The organism is Salinispora pacifica CNR114 (genome assembly GCF_000514775.1).
Taxonomy (GTDB): Bacteria; Actinomycetota; Actinomycetes; order Mycobacteriales; family Micromonosporaceae; genus Micromonospora; species Micromonospora pacifica.
Window position 1 is genome coordinate 29,831 of the sequence record NZ_AZWO01000037.1, and the last position, 21,839, is coordinate 51,669.

19 protein-coding genes and 1 pseudogene are annotated in these 21,839 nt (G+C 70.2%); 1 reads left to right on the top strand and 19 read right to left on the bottom strand.

Annotated elements, in window-relative coordinates; all coding sequences use genetic code 11:
- Positions 1-100: 100 nt before the first annotated feature.
- The 17 genes from B118_RS28750 to B118_RS0120270 all read right to left on the bottom strand — a co-directional run bounded on the left by B118_RS28750 (position 101) and on the right by B118_RS0120270 (position 16,787).
- Positions 101-1,141: a hypothetical protein gene (locus B118_RS28750; RefSeq protein WP_238324056.1), complete on the bottom strand. Its 1,041-nt coding sequence runs from the start codon at positions 1,139-1,141 to the stop codon at positions 101-103.
- 49 nt (positions 1,142-1,190) lie between these two features.
- Entirely contained in the window at positions 1,191-1,604 is a 414-nt protein-coding gene (locus tag B118_RS0120195; RefSeq protein ID WP_028193317.1) for a hypothetical protein, read from the bottom strand.
- Positions 1,605-1,820: 216 nt separating this feature from the next.
- Entirely contained in the window at positions 1,821-2,408 is a 588-nt protein-coding gene (locus B118_RS0120200) for a hypothetical protein (protein WP_028193318.1), read from the bottom strand.
- Positions 2,409-2,502: 94 nt separating this feature from the next.
- Positions 2,503-3,180, bottom strand: a complete 678-nt coding sequence (locus B118_RS0120205) for a GGDEF domain-containing protein (RefSeq protein ID WP_028188851.1) — start codon at positions 3,178-3,180, stop codon at positions 2,503-2,505.
- A gap of 90 nt (positions 3,181-3,270) precedes the next feature.
- Positions 3,271-4,197 carry a hypothetical protein gene (locus B118_RS0120210; protein ID WP_028188852.1) on the bottom strand — a complete coding sequence of 309 codons (927 nt, stop codon included), beginning with the start codon at positions 4,195-4,197 and terminating at the stop codon, positions 3,271-3,273.
- Between the two features lie 157 nt (positions 4,198-4,354).
- Positions 4,355-4,927, bottom strand: coding sequence for a hypothetical protein (locus B118_RS0120215; protein WP_238324057.1), 573 nt, complete (start codon positions 4,925-4,927; stop codon positions 4,355-4,357).
- 186 nt (positions 4,928-5,113) lie between these two features.
- Positions 5,114-5,533 carry a hypothetical protein gene (locus B118_RS0120220; protein ID WP_028188854.1) on the bottom strand — a complete coding sequence of 140 codons (420 nt, stop codon included), beginning with the start codon at positions 5,531-5,533 and terminating at the stop codon, positions 5,114-5,116.
- 172 nt (positions 5,534-5,705) lie between these two features.
- Entirely contained in the window at positions 5,706-5,831 is a 126-nt protein-coding gene (locus B118_RS33490; RefSeq protein WP_272945107.1) for a hypothetical protein, read from the bottom strand.
- Between the two features lie 230 nt (positions 5,832-6,061).
- Positions 6,062-6,502 (bottom strand): hypothetical protein, encoded by a 441-nt coding sequence (locus tag B118_RS32200; protein ID WP_028188855.1) that lies wholly within the window; start codon positions 6,500-6,502, stop codon positions 6,062-6,064.
- A 28-nt stretch (positions 6,503-6,530) separates the two neighbouring features.
- Positions 6,531-7,247, bottom strand: coding sequence for a hypothetical protein (locus B118_RS0120235; protein ID WP_028188856.1), 717 nt, complete (start codon positions 7,245-7,247; stop codon positions 6,531-6,533).
- A gap of 427 nt (positions 7,248-7,674) precedes the next feature.
- The gene (locus tag B118_RS0120240; protein ID WP_028188857.1) at positions 7,675-8,550 is read right to left on the bottom strand and encodes a replication-relaxation family protein; all 876 of its coding nucleotides are present in this window, start codon (positions 8,548-8,550) and stop codon (positions 7,675-7,677) included.
- A 207-nt stretch (positions 8,551-8,757) separates the two neighbouring features.
- Positions 8,758-11,274 (bottom strand): helicase HerA domain-containing protein, encoded by a 2,517-nt coding sequence (locus tag B118_RS0120245; protein ID WP_050592268.1) that lies wholly within the window; start codon positions 11,272-11,274, stop codon positions 8,758-8,760.
- Entirely contained in the window at positions 11,271-13,055 is a 1,785-nt protein-coding gene (locus B118_RS0120250; RefSeq protein WP_043541665.1) for a VirB4 family type IV secretion system protein, read from the bottom strand. The genes B118_RS0120245 and B118_RS0120250 overlap by 4 nt, the downstream gene beginning before the upstream one ends.
- Entirely contained in the window at positions 13,052-13,984 is a 933-nt protein-coding gene (locus tag B118_RS0120255; protein WP_080678104.1) for a PrgI family protein, read from the bottom strand. The genes B118_RS0120250 and B118_RS0120255 overlap by 4 nt, the downstream gene beginning before the upstream one ends.
- 38 nt (positions 13,985-14,022) lie before the next feature.
- Positions 14,023-14,934: a TrbL/VirB6 family protein gene (locus B118_RS0120260; RefSeq protein ID WP_028188861.1), complete on the bottom strand. Its 912-nt coding sequence runs from the start codon at positions 14,932-14,934 to the stop codon at positions 14,023-14,025.
- A gap of 6 nt (positions 14,935-14,940) precedes the next feature.
- Positions 14,941-15,321: a pilin gene (locus B118_RS0120265; protein WP_028188862.1), complete on the bottom strand. Its 381-nt coding sequence runs from the start codon at positions 15,319-15,321 to the stop codon at positions 14,941-14,943.
- Positions 15,322-15,908: 587 nt separating this feature from the next.
- Positions 15,909-16,787 carry a hypothetical protein gene (locus tag B118_RS0120270; RefSeq protein WP_028188863.1) on the bottom strand — a complete coding sequence of 293 codons (879 nt, stop codon included), beginning with the start codon at positions 16,785-16,787 and terminating at the stop codon, positions 15,909-15,911.
- 714 nt (positions 16,788-17,501) lie between these two features.
- On the opposite strand from B118_RS0120270, the pseudogene B118_RS28755 reads away from it, so the two are divergent.
- Positions 17,502-19,070 (top strand): annotated as a pseudogene (locus B118_RS28755) (ISL3 family transposase).
- Positions 19,071-20,131: 1,061 nt separating this feature from the next.
- On the opposite strand, the gene B118_RS0120290 reads toward B118_RS28755, so the two are convergent.
- Both B118_RS0120290 and B118_RS33090 read right to left on the bottom strand, forming a co-directional pair.
- Complete coding sequence (locus B118_RS0120290; protein WP_028193320.1) at positions 20,132-20,587, bottom strand: DUF4262 domain-containing protein; 456 nt, start codon at positions 20,585-20,587, stop codon at positions 20,132-20,134.
- 17 nt (positions 20,588-20,604) lie between these two features.
- Positions 20,605-21,633 (bottom strand): hypothetical protein, encoded by a 1,029-nt coding sequence (locus B118_RS33090; protein ID WP_028193321.1) that lies wholly within the window; start codon positions 21,631-21,633, stop codon positions 20,605-20,607.
- Positions 21,634-21,839 lie beyond the last annotated feature (206 nt).

Below are 21,839 nucleotides of genomic sequence, written 5' to 3' on the forward strand. Positions count from 1 at the left end.
TGTCTCCTCGTGAATCGCTGAACGGGCTATGGGCACGGCGACGACCGCGCGGTCGGGGTCGACCGCGCGGTCGTCGCCGTGGAGTTGAGTGCGGGTTGCGCTAGCGGGCGAGGACCGCGACCTCCTCACCGCGCAGCAGCGGCGCGTCCTCGGGTCCCTTGACGTGGACCCGGACCCAGATCCGGTACGCCTGCCCGTGCTTGTCGATCAGGGGGCGCCAGTGACCGCGCACGACGAACCGGACGCGGTAGTGCCACCTGGCCGGTCCGTCGCCGGGTTCGGTCAGGGCGGAGGTGCGCCGCAGCATCACCACGTGGGTGTTGTGCACGATGGAGGCGCGTGCGGCGCGGCGGCGGGCGGGCCGGTTCCAGTGGTGCCGGCGCGGCGACGCTGATGGGTTGGGCCTGACTGCGCCAGAACGCGTAGGCGATCGCCGCGCAGACGTGGGTGCGGGCGGTGGCGTCGGCGATGACGTACCGGCCGTCGGGCGCGGTTTCCCAGTCGCGGTCGGGCTCGAGGTCGTCCGGGTGTTCGACGGCGGGTACCGGTGCCGCGATGGGCAGCATGTCAGGTTCGTCATCACGTAGGGGCCGAGTCGCGACAGCAGGGTCGGATCCTGCTGGGTGTAGCCCCGGATGCGGGCGGCGTGAGGATCTTCGGGGTCGTCGCGGTCGGCCCAGCCGCAGATCAGCCATGACCGGCCGCTGGGGGAGGAAATGGTGGTACAGGTGATCGCGGCGATTCCGCTGACCTGGCCGTTGAGGTTGCGGTGGTAGATCGGTTCGGGCAGGACGAGCACGCCGCCGTCGGCGGGTGCGACATCGGCGGTGAGGAGGTCGTCGGTGAGGTCGAGGGCTTCGGCCGCTGCGGCGACGATGGCGGTCATGGCGGGAGCGGGGACGTACGCCTCGCCCTGCGCCCACACGGTGCCGCTGGCGCGGTTGATGACCTCGGCGACTTTCTGGTCGGGTGTGGCCTCGCCGTGAGGTTCGGGTTCGGGAGAGTTCACGAAGAGGGTCTCGACGAAGGCTCGTGTGTACTCGCTACCGGCGGTGCTGGTGCAGAAATCGTGCATGCAGGTTTTCATCGCTACGGCGGCTCGGGCGTAGCCGGTGAGGGCGGCCTCGTTGCGGAAGGTCATGCTTGTCCTCCTGGTCAGGGTTGGATGGCGTTGGTCGCTCTGGTGCTGGCTATGCGGCGTACGCGGTGGTCAGGGTTGCGCCGAGAACACGGCGTGGTAGCCGTTGTGGGATCCGCAACCGCAGGCCGCTGGCTGTGGCGGTGATGCGGGCGGTGAACCAGCCGACGAAGCCGCCGGAGTCGCGGACCGGCTGCTGCGGCGTCCGTTCCCCAGCGGGGGCGGTCTGTGGCAGGGGTCGTGGTCGCGGTTCCGGGCGGCGGGAGAGGCGCATCGCCCGTTGGGCCATCCGGGCGGCCACGCACGCACCGGACTGGTCGGCGCACTGTAGGTTGACGCACCGGTCATCAGGGCCAAGCTGGTGAGCGGTGGCTACGTCGACGGCCAGCCGCCACAGCAGCGGATCGGTGACGTCGCGGGGCAGCAGCGCGCGTTCGGACGGGCGGGGTTCGGTCGGGTCGAACATGCGGGTGACCTTCCATCGGTGTCCAGGCAGGGGTCACCGTCCGACCCGTTGGTCGTGTTTCTCCTGATGGGCGGGCCGTGCGATGACCAGTACGATCGACGCTCATCTCTCGAACAAGGTCAAGTCGTCTGCCTTGAAGGGCGCTGGAAAGCACGATGGGTAGCCGCGCGGACGCGGAGGTTGGATGGCGCGGCTGAGCTTGTCGCTGAAGGGTGGTCAGCGGGTTGTCGCCGACGGTGGCCTCGGTCGGCTAGTGGCCTCGACGAGCCTGTCCAGGCCGAGTCGAGTGGCCGGCTCGTGTTCCCCGGGCTGCTCGTCGATGAAGACCACGGGGTACGGCTCGCCGCGCAACCTCGTGATCTGGTAGCCGCGACTGTCGGCGTCCACGGCGTCGACTCGTCGGATCTCGTGTAGCTCGTCGGACTCGACGAGCACGTCCTCGTAACAGACGGCCCAGGCCAACAGCCGTAGTCCGGGGGTGGGATCGGAGACTCGATCGCCGATGAGGTTGAGATCGACGCAGGCGGCCAGCGTGGGTCGCCCGACCGGCCGGTCGGCGCTCAGCGCGGCGGCGAGATCCAGCAGGAGATCGGGGAGGCCGGCGCTGTACCGGCCTACGCGCGCTGGGTTCATTGGTACCTGGACGGCGGTCACCTGACGCGTCCTGCTGATGGGTGCCGATGGTGATGGCTGGTCCTGGATGAGCAGCAGGAAGGGCGGGCGACCCCAGCCGAGCTGGTCGGCACTCGCTTCGAGGTCCAGGAGGCATCCGGTCAGAGTGTGGACGGCGGGGAAGGACAGCACCTGTTGGCTCCTTGACGTGAGGAGCCCTGCAGGCCGATCGGCCTGCAGGGCTCCTGGAATGTGATGGCTTGTCGCCGGGTAGTGCCGGGCCGGGCTACCGCAGGTCGCGGTAGCGGATGACGGCACCCGGTGGCGTGTTGTGGCTCGGGTCGTGGGCGTGGGCACCGCTGCGCCTGGCCTTGGCCAGGTACATCGCCTGATCCGCCGCCCGCAGCAGGTCGCGGGGCAGCATGTACGGTTCCGCGAGCGCGTAGCCGACGCTGGCGGTGAGCGTCACCGCCGTGTCGCCGACGTTGTTCGGCAGACCCGAGATGCGTACGTACGCCGTGCGGGCGACGTCCTCGACATCGCCCGCGTTGCCGTGCACGACGACGGCGAATTCATCGCCGGACAGGTGCGCGACCAGAGCCGCCGGTGGGCCGAGGGTGGCCAGACGCTGGCCGACCTGGTACAGCAGGTCGTTGCCGTGCTCGTGACCGTAAGTGTCGTTGACCCATTTGAACCCGTCGAGGTCGATGAAGACGAGCCCGAGCGGTTCCCCGAGCGAGAAGGTGGCCTCCAGGTGGGTCCGCAGAGCCCTGCGGTTCGGCAGCTCGGTGGTGTCGCTGTGCGTGGCGAGGCAGTGCCAGTAGGACCGGTCCCGCTCGCGGGCGGTCAGCGTCTGTCGCTGCTGGTGGATGATCCGCCGCTGCCAGGCGAGCAGAGCCGCCGCAGTGGCGAGACCCGCGAGGAGTCCGCCGGCTGCGGTGAGGTAGGAGTTGAGGTGGGACACTCGACATCGCTCCTTGATGCGAAGGAGCACCGGGGTGGGCGTGTTCCGCCAAGATCAACGCCCGCCCCGGGCTACCAGGGGTGGACTGGTCTAGTCGGCCTTCGGGGCGAGTTGGAAGGCAGCCGGCCGTTCGACGACCTGGACGGCGAGGTTGTCGGCGACGAGCTTGTGCACGGCGTTGACGACCGCGCCCGCGCTGGCCTTGGCCGAGCCGCTGCCCTCCTTCGCCTTGTCGATGGCCTTGCACAACTGGCTGGTTCTGAACTGCTGGTCTGGGTGGGCCTCGAGAACGTCGAGGATGGCCCCACGCAGGGTGCCTTTCGACCGGCGCGGCTTTCCGTCCGTTGACGCGCTCGGATCCTCGGCCGGGGCGCTGGCCGAGACAGAGCCGTCCGTGCTCGCCGGGGTGTCGCCGGTGTCCGCCTCGTCAACCGTCGCGGCGTCCGAGTCGCTCATGCCTGCGGTCTCCGCGGGTTCGTCGCGCTTGTCGTCGACTTCGGCTGATAGAGCGGGCCCGGTCGGGGATTCGTCCGGCGGGTCGTGCAGGGTTGGCCGATCCACTCCGGCATCCGATGACGCGACGTCAGCGTCGTGCGGCCGTGCGGCCGTCGGCTCGTCCGGCTCGGTCGTGCATGCCGTCGGCGTGGCGGGCTCGTCCGGCTCGGTCGTGTCATCGGCTGGCGTGGAGGGCTCGTCAGGCTGCTCGTGGCCCCCGCCCTCACCGCTGGGTGGTGCCGGTGCGTCGAGCGGTTTCGCGTCGGACGTGCTGGCCGATGCGTCGTCACCGTCGGTGCTGCTAGCCGCGCTCGCGGCCCGACGCCAGAGGGTGCGGCCGTCATCGGCGCGGTACGGTTCGGCCTTGCCGGCTTCCTCCAGCACGCGGAGTTTCTTTGTGGCCGTGGAGTACCCGACGCCGGCGTATTCGGCGATGGCAGCGGCGGCTTCCTGACCGAGTTCGGCCAGTGCGGCGGCGACCTTGTCGAGAGCGGGCGTCGTGGTCTGTTCCGGGTTGTCCATCTGTCCTCCCTGTGGCTGCTGTTCGATGTGGCTGGATGTGGTGTGCACTGATGGACGCTTCGGCGGCACCTCGTGATCAAGTCGGATGACCGGATCTCGGTCCGCCGCCGAAGCGCGGGCAGGGCGTGCGGAGCCTGGTGCTGCTGGGGTTGTCCGGCTACGGGCGGCCGAAGACGCGGTCGCAGCGGTTGGAGCGCACCGGCAGCCACGGAAGACCCCAGCCGATCCGGTAGCGTCCGTCAGTGGGTCTGGCTTGGTGGACGCCGCCGCCGACGGACTGCGGGCGGGCGATGGTGAGGGTGTGGCCGTCGAAGGCGACCGTGCGCCAGTCGCCGCCCACGTAGTCGGCCATCGCGTTGAACGTCTGGGTGAGTGCGGTCAGGGCCTCGTGGTCGAGCGCGAGTTCGAAGGCGCCGTTCCACCAGCCGAGCACCGTCGCGCGGTATCCCTCGTAGTAGCGGCCGAACCCGGGGACTGGCTCGTAGCGCAGCCACCGTCCGGAGAACACGGCCGTGCTGCCGCGCCGGGGCTCGTACTCAGGAGTGGGCATTGACCACCCGTCCTCGACGAACACCGCCCGGGAGTAGGTTCCGCCCTCGGCGGGGCAGATGGGCGTGTTGTCGACCAGGTGCCACCACGGGGCTCCGCCGCGGTAGGCGCTGGTCCAGTCCTGCGCGGGCTGGTCTGCCACCGGCTCGTCGCAGACGGGGCAGATCGGGAGTTGAGGCATGCTGACTTGTCCTTTCAGACAGGGTGATGACGGCGGCCGGGATTGGCCGCCGTTGGCTTCTGCGGGCACGACTTGACCCGGCAGATTGCCGGATCGGGTGCCGTTTGCTGGTGGAAGAGGGAAAGGGCGGCCGTCTCGCCGGCCGTGGCGTCGGCTGGGTGCCCCTGCCTGGGGCGGCCGGCGGGTTCAGCCGAGGCGTGGGGCTTTCGGCGTCCGGATGGCCGCGACGCTGAGCTGGTCGTTGAGGAGGGTGATGATTAGGGCGTCGTGGCCGGTGCGCGCGGCGGCGCGGAGCTTCTCGATGAGCCGGTCGCCGGGCTGGCACAGCGGGAGGGCGATGAGCTGATCGTCGCCGTCGTAAGCTGGCTGCCCTGGGCCGAGGTGCTCGGCGAAGACCGCCCGTACGGTGGAGGTTGCCGGCTGGTCCGGGCCCGGCGGTGGTTGCGGCAGGCCATTGGACATGAGATAGACGCCGTCGTCGGCGACGAGGAGTAGCGCGGGGCCGGCGGGTTCCTCGTCGACTGGGTCGGCGTGCGCGGTGGCGGCCACGGCGTGCTCGGCGATGTCTAGGACGGCGGCGAGCGTGAACCGGATGACCGAACTCATGCTGGTGGATCCCTTCCTCTTGCAAGCGGGGATGTGGATGGCGGGGCCGACAGGACGGCAACACGCATCCCTCGCGTGCCATGGGGTGGAGCCGGCCGGGCAGCAACACGGGTCCCTTCGGGTGCGAGGGAGGTGTGGCTGGCCCGACCGGTCCAGGTGTTGCGGTCGATGCTCAGAGGCGGTGCGGACGCGCGAGCTTGCGGGCGCCGATGATCGATCCGTCCAGGTCTCGGACGGTGTCGTGCCAGACCAGCAGGTCGTCGCGGTCGTGCCCGGCCAGGCCGACGACCAGGGACACCAGGTAGTAGGTGCCCGCGACCGGCGGCGGTAGCGGCGGGACGCCGTTGTGGGCCGCGCCGAAGGCGACTCGCTCGACGGGGACGTCGAGATCGAGGTCGTCGGGTCCGACGACGTCGGTCTGCGCTCACGGCGTGGCGGCAGGTCGACGGCGAACAGCCGCCGGGGCAGCAGCGCGCATCCTTCGGGTACAGGGATGGCGGCTGCTGGCCCGATCGATTCCGGCAGGTGTCAGTGCGAGGCGCTAAAGCGCCCGCAGCCGACACCGGGAATGACGGTGTCGTCGAGGTAGTCGACGACGAAGGTGCTCCAGCCAGCGTCGACGCCGAGCTGGATGAGGTGGAGCAGGTTGTGCCCCGACCCGGAGAGCGGGATGTCGCCGAGACGACCTGGGTGCAGCCGTCGGTACCGCTTGCCGGTGAGGTCGCCGGCCAGCACTGGTGTCTCCTGCCAGCCGAGGAGGCTGGGGGTGACGGGCCGCAGGCGGTGGTTCTCGTCCGCGTAGGTGCTGTTGCCGGTCAGATAGATCTGGTGAAACTCGTCGTGCATCACCCGCAGCACCGGTGGTACCGGGTGGGGTACCTCGCGGGTTGCCGCGCTGCGCCGCTGGGCGCGGATGCAGGCGTCGGCGAGTTGCTCGACCTCGTCGAGCAGGAACATGACTCGGCCCATCGGGCTGTCTCCTTCCTGTCCCGGTCGGTCAGAGCGCGACCGCGAGCAGTCGCTGGTCGGGGTCGATGGCGGCGAACAGGCGGTTGGCCTGTTCGAGGTAGGTCACTCGGTCGGCCATGGCGTCGCTGGCCGGGGCCAGCTTGGCTCCCTCGGCGGTGATCAGCGCGTCGCCCGCGACCGCGGTCAGCGCGCTGTGGTGCTGGTAGGCCATGGAGCCGGCCTGGTACACCTCCAGCTCGTTGAGGGAGATCTGTCCGGCGCCGTACGTGGCGGCGTTGTGCATCCGGATCGCGTTAACCCGGGGCTGGTTGTTGTAGTCCGCCACGGCCTTGTCCCACGGGTACTCGTCCGGGTCCGCCAGGTGGCGGGACTCGTAGACGTGCCACGGGGTGGCGTTGCGGGTGCCGTGCACGACCCGGCTGAACAGTTGGTGGCGGATGCCCGCCCCCATGCCGGCGGCTTGGAGCATGCCGTCCAGGTCGAGCAGTTTCACCGGTCCGCCGGCGCAGTAGGCAGGGCGGCCCTTGCGCAGGCTGATCATCTGCCGGCGCTGCCAGAGGTACAACGCACCGCTGGCCCAGAACCGGGGCGACAGGGTGCCCTGGACGCCGAAGTTGCGGTCGAGCTGGTGCGCGGTCAGCGCCTCGCGGGGCAGCTCGCCCGGGATGCAGAGGATCATGGTGCGGATCGTGGCCTTCGGCTTGACAGCCGGAGTGTGGGTGACCTTGCGGGGAATCTTGCCCATGGGTGTCCTCCTTCGGGTGGCGCGTCAGGGCGCGCGGAGATAACCGGCCCACTGGGTGCGTGGGTCGGTTGCGGGAGAGGTGTGGTGCGGGTCGGTTGGGTGCGACCTGGAGTCGCCGCGCGGCGCGGTGCCGACCGGCCCGGGTGGGGCGGGTGGGCGTGGCGCACCGGTGGGTGCGGCGGTGGTTCCGAGGTGGGACCGAACCGGGGTGGAGATATATGAGGTGTTGTTAGTGCCGTGAACGGTAGCGGCCTGTTCTGTCAGGCCGGTCCGGCGAGTTGATGGCCGAAAAGTGGGGGTTGACCTGCGCTGTGAGAGCTTCCGGCGCGTATCTCGCCGACGTCGGCGCGGTCGCTGTGAGACTCTCCGACTCTCACAGATGATCTTGTTTGGTGGCAGGCGCGGACGGTAGCCGGCGCGCGTCGGTCTACAGGTCATCGAAGCGCTGCGGGTTCGTGACCGTGTCGGGTCCGTGGTCCGACGGCAGCTCGTGCAGGTGCCGCCGGTGGGTGGGATCCGAGACGAGCGTCCAGACCCTGCCCGCCGGGTCGGGGCCGTGCACGGCGGTCGCGATCGGGCTGGCGCTGCGCAGTCCGGCGAGCACGCCGAGCAGGCTGGCCTCGCGGCGCCGGCTGGGCACCCAGAACAGCACGGGGTAGCGGGGACCGAAGGCGGTGAGGCGTTCGTATCCGCGCAGCTTGGCCACGACCCGTGCCAGGTTCTCGGTGTCGTTGTCGTGCTCGAGGAAGAAGCCCGTCGAGGTGCCCGCGGTCGTCCAGATGCCGTGCCCGTCGGGGCGGATGCCGGCCTGGGCGTAGACCGTGGTCGCGTGCTGCTCGGACCACCACCGCGACAGGTGGCCGTCGGTGGTACGGCGGGCGGTGGCGATCAGATCGGTAAAGAACTGGTTGACGCCGAGCAGGTGGTTGACCTGGCCGCTGGCGGCGATGCGCTTGGTGCGCTCCAGCGAGCTGCGTGGCGGCTTGCCGCCGGTCCCGGCCGGGTCGTGGTAGACGGTCGGGTGCAGTTGCAGCCCGACGGGGCCGAGGGTGTAAAGCAGCGACCCGAACCGGCCGGCGTCGCCGCTGCGGCCGAAGCGGTGCAGCACGTCGAGACGGTGCAGGATCGTAAGCCGCCGCTGGGCGGTACGACGGGCCTCGAAGAAGGCGTTGGTGATCTGGTCGGTGGACAGCAGGTAGTGCTCGGCCATCAGGGCGAGTAGGGCATGGTCGCGGGGGACGATTCGACCGAAGACGGCGAGCGAATCCGGCTTGCTGGAGGCGAAGGGAACACGGGAGTACACGGTTTGCTCCTTGGCAGGAAGGGGTCCCCTCCTGATCGGGAGGGGTGTCTGGAGAGGAGGAGGGCGGTGCGGAGGGGCTGTCAGGGGGCGTGTGCGGCACTGACAGCCCAGGTCAGCGCTGCGCGGCTGGCATCCGGCAGTCACCGGTGACGATCCCCGTGACGAGCCGGTGCGCGACCCGTGCGACGCCACCGCCTCATCAGTGAGTCAGGTGCGGTCGCTTTTCGGACGGGACCGCCGGTCGTCGGGCTTGCGGCTGAGTCGCTCGACGAGTTCGTCGACGGCGCTGGTGTCCTGACTCGGTACCGCCGCCGCTGCCGCCTGGCGGATGGCGGTCGCCTCACCGACGATCGGTCTCGGCGGTCGGGTCCGCATGGTGAACGCCGGCGTCTGGCGGCCGTTGATGACCAGGCGCGCGGCGGCGGTGTACGCGTCCAGGTGGGCGAGGTCGTGCTCCCCCAGCTCGGGCACGGTGTGCCGGGACAGCACCTTGGCGTCCTCCGGCGCGCAGGTGAAGTACAGCTTGTTGCGGGCGTTCGCGGACGCGGCGGCGAGCAGGTCTCGTGGGAACTGCGCCAGGTCCTGGTGGGCGAGCACGAGCGAGAGCCGGTACTTGCGCGCCTCGGCGAGCATCGTGTCCAGCGAGTTGGCCAGGGTCAGGAAGTTCTGCGCCTCGTCGATGATGAGAGTGGCGTCGCGGCGCCGCTCGGGTTCGATGGCAGCGCGGGCGGTGGCGGCCTGCCACACCTGCGCGAGGACGAGGGAGCCGAGAAGCCGGCTGGTGTCCTCGCCGAGCACACCCTTGGGAATCCGAACCAACAGCACGCCGCCGTCAAGGGCCTTGCCCATGTCGAAGCTGGACTTCGGGTACCGCATGGTCCGCTTGACAAAGTCGCGCAGCAGGAAGGACCGCAGGCGCGCGAGGACCGGCCCGATGACCTGCGACCGCAGGCTGTCGTTGAGGCTGTCGTACCACTGCCAGAAGCCGCTTAGCCCCGCCGGGTCGTCCAGGTCCACCGTCATCGCGGACCGGAACTGAGGGCTGTTGAGCAGCGGGGGGATGTGCTGCAGGGTCACGTTGTTGTGGCGCAGCAGCGTAAGGCACGCGACCCGCATGACGTCGTCCATGCGTGGCCCCCACGCCTTGGCGAAGATGTTCCCGAAGATGCTGACGAGGTTGTCGACCACGAGGTCGGGGTCCTCGCCCTCGAGCGGGTTCAGTGTGGGCGGGTTGTCCTGGTCGGGATCGAAGAGCACGACGCGGTCGCCGACGTCGGCGGGGAGCCGGTCGAGGATGTCCAGGACGAGGTCGCCGTGCGGGTCGATGACGACAGTGCCCCGCCCGGCTTTGATGTCGTCCAGGGCCATGTTGACCAGCAGTGTGGTCTTGCCGGAGCCGGTCGAACCGATCACATGCATGTGATACCTCGCGTCCGGCACCGACAGCCCCACACCGTGGCCGCCAATTTCGGCGTCGCCGAGCATCTTTACGCCACGCCCACCGCCGGGAGTCGCGACCGGCGCTGGTATCGACGCGGCCCGCGCCCGGTCCAGGCCGGGCACGGCGAGGTCCTGCGGTAGCGCCGCGAGTGCCGCGAGTTCCGGGGCGGAGGTGAGAAACCCCGGACCGAGTCGGCAGGCGGCGAGGATGGCCACCGGCGCGGGCATCCGAGCCCGGTGGGTGAGCCGGTTGCGGCCGGTGTGGATGGCGAACGCCGAGGCGAGGGTGTCGGCGATGCCCCTCAGCCGACCGAGCGGGTCGGCCCCGGGTCGACGACGGGTGGTGGCGACCGCGTACCGGATCCCGGTCTGCCACAGCGGGTGCGCCGTCTTGTCGAGGATCGCCCGGACGTCCCGTTCCACGGTCGGATCTCTGCGGGAGACCGGTAATGTGGCGCGGCCGGCGCCGCCGCCGGGCAGGAACGCGTCCAGCAGCCACAGCACCGGCGCGGCCGGGTTGATCGCCGGTACGGCGGTCTTGCCGGCCCGTAGCCTTCCGGCTGCCCGGCGGGCTCGTGCCGCCCTACGCGGGGTGGCGGGACGGGCCAGGATCTGCACACAGCCGTACTCGCCGGGTTTGAGCTGGGCTCCGGCGGACATGAGTGGGCGCAGCGGGTCAGTGTCGTGGTCGGTGGCCAGCGGAAGCCACTCCGCGTACACCGGCAGCAGGTGTCCGCCTACGGCGGGATGCGCGTCCAAGGGGATCGGCGGTTGCGGATGGTCGTCGGTGGTGGTGGCCGAGCTGGGCCACGCCGCTCGCACCGCCGCCTCGACCGCTCCGGGTGGCACAGTGCCGGGTACCCAGATCGAGATGAGCAACTGCCGGCCGGACCAGGTGTACTGCCACACGACGTGCGGGGCGCCGTAGAGCAGGCGCCGCCGCCGGGACGGGGTCAGCACGCCGGCCAGGTTCGCCCACAACGCGCCAGCGCTGTGCGGGTCGACCTCGGGCGGCGGCGCGATCGTCACGAGGCGTGCGCCGTGGGCGTGGTGGCGGTGCCGCCAGATCTCCACCAGGTTGCGGCCGGCGATCCAGACGGCCAGCAGGCCGGCGGCGACACCGGCCAGCCATGGCCGCTGTGCCGCCCACACGGCGGCGTCCACCACAGCAGCGCCGGGTCCCGAGGGTGGCGCAACGGAACCGGCGCCCGGCCCGAACGTGGGGCTGGGCGCCGGTGACGGTGAAGCGAGAGCCGCTCGAAGAATTTCGGTCGGTGGTGTCACAGGTCGTCCTCCTCATCGAGGTCGGCCAACTCGGCCGGGTTCGTGGTGCACAGCTCGTGCTCCGCCTCCGAGGAGATGGATTCGAAGCTCGTCCTGCTCACCCCAGAGATCAACAACCCCTGGCCCCGGCGGGCCGACAGCAGCAGCCGCCGCTCGCCGCCGGTGAGGCCGAACGCCTCTCCGACGGCGTCGATGGCCTGCGGTGCCTGCCGCAGCAGCACCTGTGTCGAGGCGTTGGACACCACCGCCTGGCCGAGATCCGTGCCGAGCACGTCGGCGGCGTCCTGGGTGACCACGGTCAGCCCCGCGTTGCGCTTACGCGCCGCCTTCGACATGCGGAAGAGAAACCGCGCGCCCTCGCCGTCACGCATCAGCAACCAGGCCTCGTCGACCACGACAAGGCGCCGCTGTAGGTGCCCTGGGGCGTCGACCGTGCGCCAGATCGAGTCCAGCGCGAGCAGCGTGCCGACCGTGCGTAGCTCGTCGGGCAGGTGACGGAGCGACCACACGACGAGGTGCCCGACCGGGGTCTGGGTGGTCGGCCCGTCGAACAAATCGGCGAAGCTGCCCTGCACCCACGGCGCCAGCCGGGCGGCCAGAGTCGCGGCGGCCGGGTCGTCATCGGCGCGCAGCATCTCGGCCAGGTCACGCAGCAGCGGCGCCGGCCGGTGATGCGTGGCCGGGTCCGCCGTGATGCCAGCGGCCCGATAGACCGCGAGAATGGCCCGGTCCAGTGCGGCCCGCTCAGCCGGCGGCGGCTGATGCCCGAGCAGAATGCTGATCAGCGTGTGCAGGAACAGCCCACGGCGGGTGAGGACGTCCGGACGGCGGTCGCCGGCCGGCAAATCCAGGGGGTTGATCTTCACGCCAGGTAGGCCGAGACGCACGACGCTGCCTCCGACCGCGTCGGCGAGCCGCAGGTACTCGTCCTCGGGATCGACGACCGCGACCTGCACACCCTGGTAGAGGCTGCGCAGGATTTCCAACTTGACGAAGTACGACTTCCCCGCCCCGGACCTGGCCAAGACGATGGAGTTGTGGTTCTCCTGCGTCCAGCGGTCCCACCAGACGATCCCGGCGCTGGCGGGGTTGATGCCGTAGAGGACCCCCCTGGTGGTCGGCGGGTCGCCGGGCAGCGGCGCGGGCAGATCCGGCGACGCCAGCGGGAACGAGCTGGCCAGGGCTTGGGTGTCCATGGTGCGCAGCATCCGCAGCCCGTCCGAGGCGAGGGGCAGGGTGGTGGTCCAGCCGGGAAGCTGCCGCCAGGTCGCGGGTTGCACCTCCAGGAGGGTCGAGGCGGCGGCGGCCCGGACCTGCGCGCACGCCTCCAGTAGTTCGGCTTCGGTGCGGGCGTGCACGGTGAGATATAGGCCGACCCGGAACAGCTTCGCCGCGCCCCGGGCGAGGCGCTCGGCCAGGTCGCCGGCGTCGTGAGCGGCGGCGTCAACGTAGGGGTCGGCCAGCTTCCCCCGCTCGGAGTCGGCCCGCCGGGACGACTCCAGCCGGGCCCGCTGCTTACGCAGCCGGGACGCGGCGATCGGCGCCGGCAGCGGCTCGATGTGCAACGCGAGGTCGAGCCGGCCCGGCCAGGACAACAGCGGCTCCAGCCACGCCGGGCCGACCTCGGCCGGGTATCCGGTCACCACCAGGGTGGCGGCGTACCCGTCGCCGACGCGCAGCCACCGGGGCGTGACCTCGACCGTGGCCGGCGCGACCGCCGACGCCAGCGAGGCCGGCGGTGCTTCCACGGCCGCGCTGCCGGAGCGTCTCCTCCTGATCATGACTTCTTCCTCTTCTTGCGGGTGCGAGTTGGGGCGCTCGCGGTGATGACGGCATCGGGTGCGGCGAGGCCGCCCGGGCGCGGTGGCCGGTACGGGTCGGCGGCGGAGGTCAGAGCGGCGGTCACCGCTGCACCGTCGAGCACCCGGGGGCTGACGCCGAGCCCGGCCAGTGCCCGAACGGTGTCGTCGGCGCGACGCCGCGCGGCGTGACCGGTGCGCTCGCCCGCGGCCGTCCGGTTGACGACCAGGACCTGCCGACGCAGCGGGTCGCGCCGCGAGGCGAGGTCGCCGAGGAACTCGGCGTGATCGGCGCACGCTGCGCGGAGCTGCGGATGCGGCTGGGCATCCGCGGCGGCGGCAAGCGCACGGCTGTGAGGCGCCAGATCGACCGGCTGCGCCGACACGACGATCTGCGTCGGCGTGGACAAGCTGTTGAGCCACCTCCCCCAGCCATCAATGAGGGCCGCCTGCTCGTCGGGGGTGCGCAGCGCGAGGTTCACCGTGGTGGTGCCGACGATCGCGGCGCGGGCGCTACCGAGGCTGATCTCCCCGTCGTCGTCGATGGCGTCAGCGGGCAACCGCAACGGCGCCGGCAGCGGCATCCGGCCGCTCTTCGGCGTCTCGACCCAGTCCGGCGCACCGGGATCCGCCGCCACATCAGCGGCCGACAGCGACCGAGGGGTGCGGGTGTGACGGATCGCATGCAGCAGCCACGTATCCATCGACAGACCGTCTCGGCGGCCGAGCGCTAGGCCGATCACCAGCCCGCCCAACACCACACCAGCACCGATGAGCACCGGTACCGGGACCATCGTGTTCAAGGCTTGCCATGCGCCGTAGCACAGAAGCGCTCCGGCGGCGACGATCGCCAACTGGTGAAACGTCAAACCGTAGGCGACCTTGTCGGGGGCGTCGACGTCTGACGGCATGCGCGCCCTGGTCGGCGAGTGGTCGGGTTCGAATCTGGTCATCTGACGGCCTTCCGAAGCGTGTTGAGTCCAGGGACGCTGCGCGCGAGCTGCTGTACGACGACGACGCGGACGACCGCGCCGAGCACGTTCCCGCCGCGTCCGCTCTGACTCGCCCAGCGGCCCATCAGCGTGGGGATCCGGACGGTGGTCCAGAGCAGGACCACGACAACCATGAGGTTCAGGGTGCCGCCGGGGTCGATGGGCAGCCCGAACACGGGCAGCATGGAGTCCGGGTCGAGTAACGTCTGCTCGCCAGCGGTGAGGAAGAACGCCTGAGCGACGGGTATCGCGAGGCACCCGATGTACGCCCGCCACCACAGCCGGGCGGCAGGCTCGGTCTGCGGCAACGCGTGGCAGGCCAGCGCCAGTGGCGCGACGCTCGTCAGCACCAGCAGCGCCACGAAGCGGCCGATCAGCTGAAACGCGGTCGTCACGATCAGCACCGTGATGATCAGGATCAGCACCAGGAACAGCAGCGCGACGTTCTCGTCCTGCGCCGCGGCGAGGTGCCTCTGGATCGCGGTGAACGCCCCGCCGCCGTCGTAGGTGTCCTCGCTGATCGCTCCGGTCAGCCCGTTGCCGAGGTCAATGAGCTGGCCGCAGGCGAGCTGACTAAAGTGCGCAGCGGTGAATCCGACGACCAGCCGCGGCAGGAGGTCCTTGAGCGTGTAGCGGGACTGTTCGTCGCCGCCAGCGACCAGAACCAGGACGCCGGCGGCGACGAACGCCAACACGAAGACGGTGTCCACGATCCAGACCGATCGGCCGGTGAGCGCCTGGACCTGCGGAAGCGCGGTGACCATCGGGGTGGTGAGAAGGATGCCGGTGATGAAGTCGAAGATCGCCGTGAGGCAGGCCAGGATCGCCGCGGTGAGCCAGTCGAGTACCTGGTCGAGGATCCATCCCATGACGGATCAGCCCCCGACGATGCCCTGGATGACCTGCAGCAGGATTGGCGCGAGGACGGCCAGGCCGTACCCGATCAGAGCGTTGCGAAGCGCCAACTTGGCCTTCTCGACCTGCGACGGGTCGCCGCCGGCGGTGGCCCAGTACACGCCGGCCAAGACCAGGAAGAGGGTGGCGATCGCGGCGAGGATCCCCATGACCCAGGTCTGCAAGTTGGCGATCACCACCGGCAGCGAGTTCGCCGCCAGGTGGACGGTGTCCCTGGGATCAGCGTGAGCGGCGGCCGGGAGGGCCAGGGTCAGGCCGACGCCGGCCAGCGGCACGGCAGCGCGTAGCGCCGCGCGTGCGACGGGTTGGTTCCAAAGGGTGCGCAGTGGGGTGCGGGACATTGAGGTTCACCTCCCGCCGCGCCCTGGACGCGCCGAACGAACGGCGTGACCGAGGCGTGGCGATTGCTCGAAGCGGTCCGAAGGGACCGCCGCCGGGCGCAGGTGAAGGAGCGGACGAACCGCGTAAACCCCGGGAGGAGCTCGTCCTCCCTCATGGGTGGTTTGCGGTCATCAATGTGGTGTCAGCGCATCAACGTGGCGCGGCACCCGAGGCATGCGGATCGCATTCGTTCCTCGTGTCGCCCGGCGGCGGGCGGGACCGGCGAGCGGCATGGCTCGGAAGAGTCCCGCACCCCCAAACCGGGGTTTGTGAGCCGTGGCGAACACTTGCCACGCTCACAAGCCGCTCACACGGCGCGGCGACGACTCACAGCGCAGGTCAGGGCTGGTTTCACACAGCAGGCGTGTTCGAGGACAGCAGCTCACAGCGGGTCGGAACCGCCCGGGTGCGAGGTCGTGTGAGCGTCGCCAGTGCTCACAGCCCTTGACAGCACGCGGTAGTACGCGTCGTTGCACAGCAGAAACGGCTGTGGCCCGACGTTGTGCACGTCGGGCCACAGCCGCTGGAGTCGGTGGGGTGGAGACTGTCAGGCAGCCGCCATGACCGGCGCGTGGGCGGCGGCTTCGCGGCGGGCGGCGGCGCGGCCTGCCCGCCGTTGGCTGCGCTGCCCGGCCTGCAGCCGTAGCTGCGCCACCGTCTCCGGCGACGCGACCCCGGTCAGCAGCCCGTCCGCGAGGGCCTCGGCGATGCGGCTGTCGATGCGCGACAGCCGCATACGTAGAGCGTCCACGCTGACGCCGTTCGCGACGGCGATGGGCTCGATCGCCCGGTGTCCGAGCCTCACGTCGATGTAGGCCTGCTCGTCCTCCGGGTCGAGGATTCCCAGGGTAACCGCACGGCGGACCAGTAGGTCCGGATGCCCGTATGGCGCCTTCGGCGTGCGGGGACCGGGCGTGACGTGCTCGATGTCCTCCACCGGCAGGTAATCCTGCTGCTGCAGCCGTAGATCACGCCCGGCCCGCCACGCCGCCTTGCACAGGCCCGCGTACGGCGCCGGCTTGGTCAGGTCCGCCCGATCGCGCAGCGCGGTCAGGAAGCCGGTCAGGATCTCGGCGTCCACGTCCGCCGGGTCCCCGTTGTACCCCTCGCACGACTGGCCCGCGTACTGCTGCAGCGCCGGCATCGCCATGCCGACCGCGGCGACGACCCAGTGCGGCCCGTCGAGCCGAGCACGGCGGATCAGCTCCCGCCACACCTCGTCACGCGCCGTGTAGGCGCGAGGGTGACGCAGCAGCCAGTCCCGCAGCGCGGGCAGCGGCACCTCCTGCTGCGGGAGACCCGTGTCGGGGCCGAACGCCGTGCAGTCGAGCACCAGTGGCGCGGGCTCGCACGTCAGCGCGGCGAAGGCGGTCGCCGCCGCGTCAAGGGCGGATGTGGGCCAGTCCGTAGCGTCGGACACGCTCATGTCAAAACTCCTGTGACAGCGATGAGATTCGATGACGTCGCCGGTGTTGTCACGGCGAGCGGTGACATCGATTCCGCCACAGCGGGCTCACAAGCCTCTGACAGAGCTGCTCAGAACCCCGATCACCGCCCGTTCCCCGACCTCTGACAGACGGCACCGACCAGACGATCCACGATCTGCTGCGCAGGTCCGCAGTACGTCGACGTCGGGGCGTTTGGCCAGCAGCCGTGGGTAGTACAACTGCCCGTTCGGGCGCCGAACCGGCCCCGTGGTCGGTTTCTTCGGCGCGGGCGCCGCCGGCATCGTGGGTCGCGCGGTAGCAGCCCCCGGCGGGGTGGGGCCGGTGGCTGCCGCCGGGCGTGGGGCTGGGGCAGCCGACCGGGCGGCGGACGCGGGTCGAGCGGTGCTGCCTTGTGGTGCGGGCGGTATCAGCGTCGGGTTCGCCCGGTGCTCCCTTAGCCCGGCCGAGCTGATGCGGTACTGCTTCGGCGAGCTTGGCAGGAGTTCGGCGTGGCCGCGCCCAACGAGCCGGTCGCACGCCTGACCGATCGCGCCAGAGGACCGGCCGACGAGGACCCCGGCGATGTCGCCGACATCCAGGGCGACGCCGGTGCGGCTGGCTAGGACCGCGAGGTGTCAACACCGCCCCAAAACTTGGCTCTGGCACACATTTTGTGAGTCGCGCTCGTCGGTAGTTCGGGTTGGGTTGCCGGGATGGAGATCATTTCGGCGTTGCTGCCGCACCTGATGGGCTTGCGGTTGGAGGCGGTGGTGGTCCGGGCCGTCGGGGTCAGGATCACTGCGGCGACGCAGACGGTGCGGGCACGGTGTGGCGCCTGTGGCGTGTGGTCGACCACTGTGCATGGTCGCTATGTGCGGCGGCTGGCCGATGTCAGGTTGGGTGGTCATGAGGTGCTGGTCGCGTTGACGGTCCGCCGATTCACCTGCGCCAACGCCGAATGCTGGCGGTGAACGTTCGTCGAGCAGGTGCCCGGGCTGACGCGGCGGCATGCCCGTCACACCGTCGTGGTCGCGGGTGACCTGGAAGCCGTCGCGGTGGCGCTGGGCGGTCGACCGGGCAGCCGGCTGGCGCATCGGTTAGCNGNNNCGGTGTCGCGNNNGACNTTGATCCGGATGATCCGCCGGATGCCCAACCCGCCGCCGGTGACACCGACGGTGCTCGGCGTGGACGACTTCGCCCGCCGTCGGGGCCACCGCTACGCGACCGTGCTGCTCGACATGCACACCCGCCGGCCGATCGACATTCTGCCCGACCGCACCGCCGACACCCTCGCCGCCTGGCTGCGCGACCATCCCGGCGTTCAGATCATCTGCCGCGATCGAGGCGGCAGCTATGCCGACGGTGCCCGCAAAGGGGCACCTGACGCGATCCAGGTCGCCGACCGGTGGCACCTGCTGAAGAACCTCAGCGACACCGTCGAGAACGTCATCCGCGGGCACCGCCGATGCCTACGCACCCACACCGAACCACCATCTGCCCTGGCCGCACCGCCCAACGAGCCCGTCGCAGCGGGACGACGGGCGACGAACACCCGCCAACGCCACGCCGCCGTGCACGCCCTACGAGCCGAAGGACTGTCGATCAAAGCAACCGCCCGCCACCTCGACATGAACGTCAGAACCGCCCGCAAGTACGCCCACGCCGCCACCGCCGAAGCGTTGATCGGCCCGAACGCCAGCAGCCGACCCAGCGTCCTCGCCCCATTCCACTCCTACCTACGGCAACGCCTCACCGACGGCATCCACCAGACCGCTGACCTGCACGCCGAGATCCTGGCCCGCGGCTACCACGGCAGCTTGCGGGTGCTGCGCGACTGGCTCACCATCAACCGCACCCGACCTGCCCCGGCGACCGCAGTCCGGGTGCCGTCGGCCCGGCGGATCACCGCCTGGATCATGCGCCCCGGCCACAAACTCACCGCCGACGACCACACCAATCTCGCCGACGCCCGCCGCCGCTGCCCGGACCTCGACACCGTCGCCGACCTCGCCCGCGGGTTCGCCGCCCTGGTCCGCCACCAAGGCACCGGGCAGCACCTCGACGCCTGGATCGACCGCGCCCGCCACGCCGGATACCCCGAAATCCGCGGCTTCGCCGCCGGTCTTGTCAGCGACCGCGACGCCGTCGTCGCCGGCCTCACCCAGCCTTGGAGTTCAGGTCCGGTCGAGGGCCAAGTCAACCGCATCAAGACGATCAAGCGGCAGATGTACGGCCGGGCGAACCTCGACCTCCTGCGCAAACGCATCCTGACCAACTCGTGAACCGCCACCAAGATCAATCACAAAATATGTGCCAGAGCCAGTTTTCAGGCGGAGCCGACACGAGGACCTGGTTCTGCAGCTCGCCCGCGCGTAGCCTTGGCAGCCCGCTGACCGCGTTGATCACGTTGCCGCCGGCCGATGTAGCGGGTGTACTCGTTGTCGGTGTCGCCATCGCCGGTCCCCTGACGCCGTCGCTCGGTGCAGCGGACACACGACTACCGCTGCCGCTCTCGCTGATCAAGTCGCGTTCGGGGCTGTTGTGCGCCGGTGTGGGTGAAGAGTCCATCCGTTGTTCCTCCTGAGAAATGGGCCGGGAGGTGGCCGCGCCTCCGGCGTGGCCACCTCCCGGTCGGGAATGGGGTTGGTTGGTGCCGCGCCGAACCGCCGTCAACAGGCGGGGCGGACAACCGGTGGCGGTGCCGAAAGCGGGCGTCGGTCAGCTACGGATGACGCCGCAGGAACNGGTGGAGCTGGTGCCGCTCGCCGGAGTGTCCGGACGTCGAGCGGAGTCGGGCTCGGGTGGCGTGGGTGCGCCGGTCACGGNTTACGTGCTCTGCCACACCCANCGGTTGCCGGTGCCGTTGAGGCCGTCACGCGTGCCGCGCGATACGACCTGACCACGCTCGTTGATGACCTCGACGCGCCAGATCACCGACAGGGTGCGGTACTCGCGCTGCACGTGGTGTTGCACCGCCGTCAGGCCAGAGAACAGGGTCCCTATACCGGCGGGTACCTCGCTGACGGGGTGAACGCTCGGGCTTCCCTCCAGGTACCGATGACCTCGGACGGATACCGCGAGGATCCTGAGCATCTCGCCTCCTTTCTTCGGGTAGAGAAACTGCGTTTAAGGGCTTGCCCTGCGCCTTGGCCGTGCCTGCCCGCAGTACGGGCCTCGCCCGGGCGGGCGAGTACAGCCCGGGGCGCGCCGGGTCGGGTGGCTGGCCGGGTTCTACTCCGGCCGCTCCTCCCACGTCCACGTACCGGCGCCAACGGCGAACATGTCGTCGTCGTCCGGGTGGAAGCGCCAGGTCGTTGATGGTTCCCGTGATGCCGCTCATCGGTTATGGGCGTCCCAGCAGCGGTTGTACGTGAGCGGGGTATTCGTAGCCGTCGTCCCACGGGAACCTGGAGTGCGTGTCCGGCCACACGATCTGCTGGAGGCGCACGCGATCCTTGCCGTACCGGGCGTGGGCCGCACCGGGATGCAGCGCGTCGGTGGCGGGTCCCTCGACGATGATCGCGTCGTAGCCGGCGAGCAGGTCGGCGACGCGTTGGCCGTGGGTGAACCGCTCGGCCCGGGAGGAGACGCGTGCGGCCATGTCGTTGAGCAATTCCTGGGCGGTGAGCGGGTCGAGGCCGGCGATGACCAACTCAGGGAGATCGTGCTCGGTCAGGCCGACGGTGTAGGCGAACGTGGAGCCGCTCTCCCCGAGATCGGGTAGTACGGCGGTCACTGCCCAGCCGAACTCGTTGATGAGACGTTGTTGGTTTTGGAGGAACTCCTCGAGGGGTGGCACCTTGTTTTCTTTCTTGTTTAGCGGGTGAGGATGGAGACGGCGTCGCCAAGAAGCAGCGGGGCACCGTCTGGCCCCTTGATGTGCTTGTGGACCCAGATGCGATACCGCCGACCGTCAGCATCGAAGAGGTGACGCCAGTGGCCTCGCACAAAGAACCGGACCCGGTAGTGCCATTTCGCTTCACCGGTGTTGCGGTCGGTGACGGGTTTGCGTCGGCGCAGCATGACGACGCGGGTCAGGTGGCCGACCTTGTCTCGTTGGGCGCGGCGGCGGGCGGCGCGGTCGAGGGGTGGGGCGGATACGGTGGCGAGGGGTTGGGCCTGGATGACCCAGAACGCGTAGGCGACGGCGGCGACCGCGTTGACCCGGACGGTCGACTCGTCGATGCAGAACCGCCCGTCCGGGGCTGGTTCCCACTCGATGTCGTCATCATCGAACGGGGCAAGGTCGGAACGGGCTTCGACCGGTTTGCCCACGGGAATCCGGGCCGGTAAGGCCAGCACGTACGGGCCGAAGTCCGCCGCGAGTTGTGCGTCCTGATCGCACTGGGCTCGGAGGCGGGCGGCGCTGGGGTCGAGCGGATCGTTACGGTCGGCCCAGCCGGTGATCCACCAGTCGGTGCTTCCGGTGCCGATGTTGTGCATCTTGGCCCAGGTGACCGCGCCTATCGATGTGACCTGGCCGTGTATTCCACGGTAGTAGATCGGTTCGGGCAGGAAGAGGACGCCGCTGTCGCTGGGGGCGATGTCGTCGGGGATGAGGTCGCCGGTCAGGTCGAGTGCCTCGGCGGCGGCGGCCACGATCGCGGTCATCTCGGGGGCCAGCACGTAGGAATCGCCGAGTTGCCACGGCTGGTGGGCGAGCTTGTCGATGGCCGCGAGCACCTTCGGCGGGGTCGTCGCAACGGTCTCCTCGAACGCGGCGTCGAGGTATGCCTTCAGGTACTGCTGGGCGAAGCGGGTACGGCTGTAGTCGACCATCCGTGACTTGAGGTGGACGGCGGCACGGGCGTAGCCGGCCAGGGTTGTCTCTTGGTAGAAGGTCAAGGCGCCTCCATGGGGGTTGTCGAACCGGCGGCGGGATCTGCCCCGGTCGCTGCTCTGTTCGGGACGTCAGGCCGCGAGGCCGAGGGTGGCCATGGGCTGCCGGCGGGGCAGCGGTACCGGCGTCGGCGGAACGGGGCGCGCGGGCCGGAACCAGCCGACGAACCTCTGCGCGGCGGCAGCGACGCCGATGACGCGGGCGCGTCCCG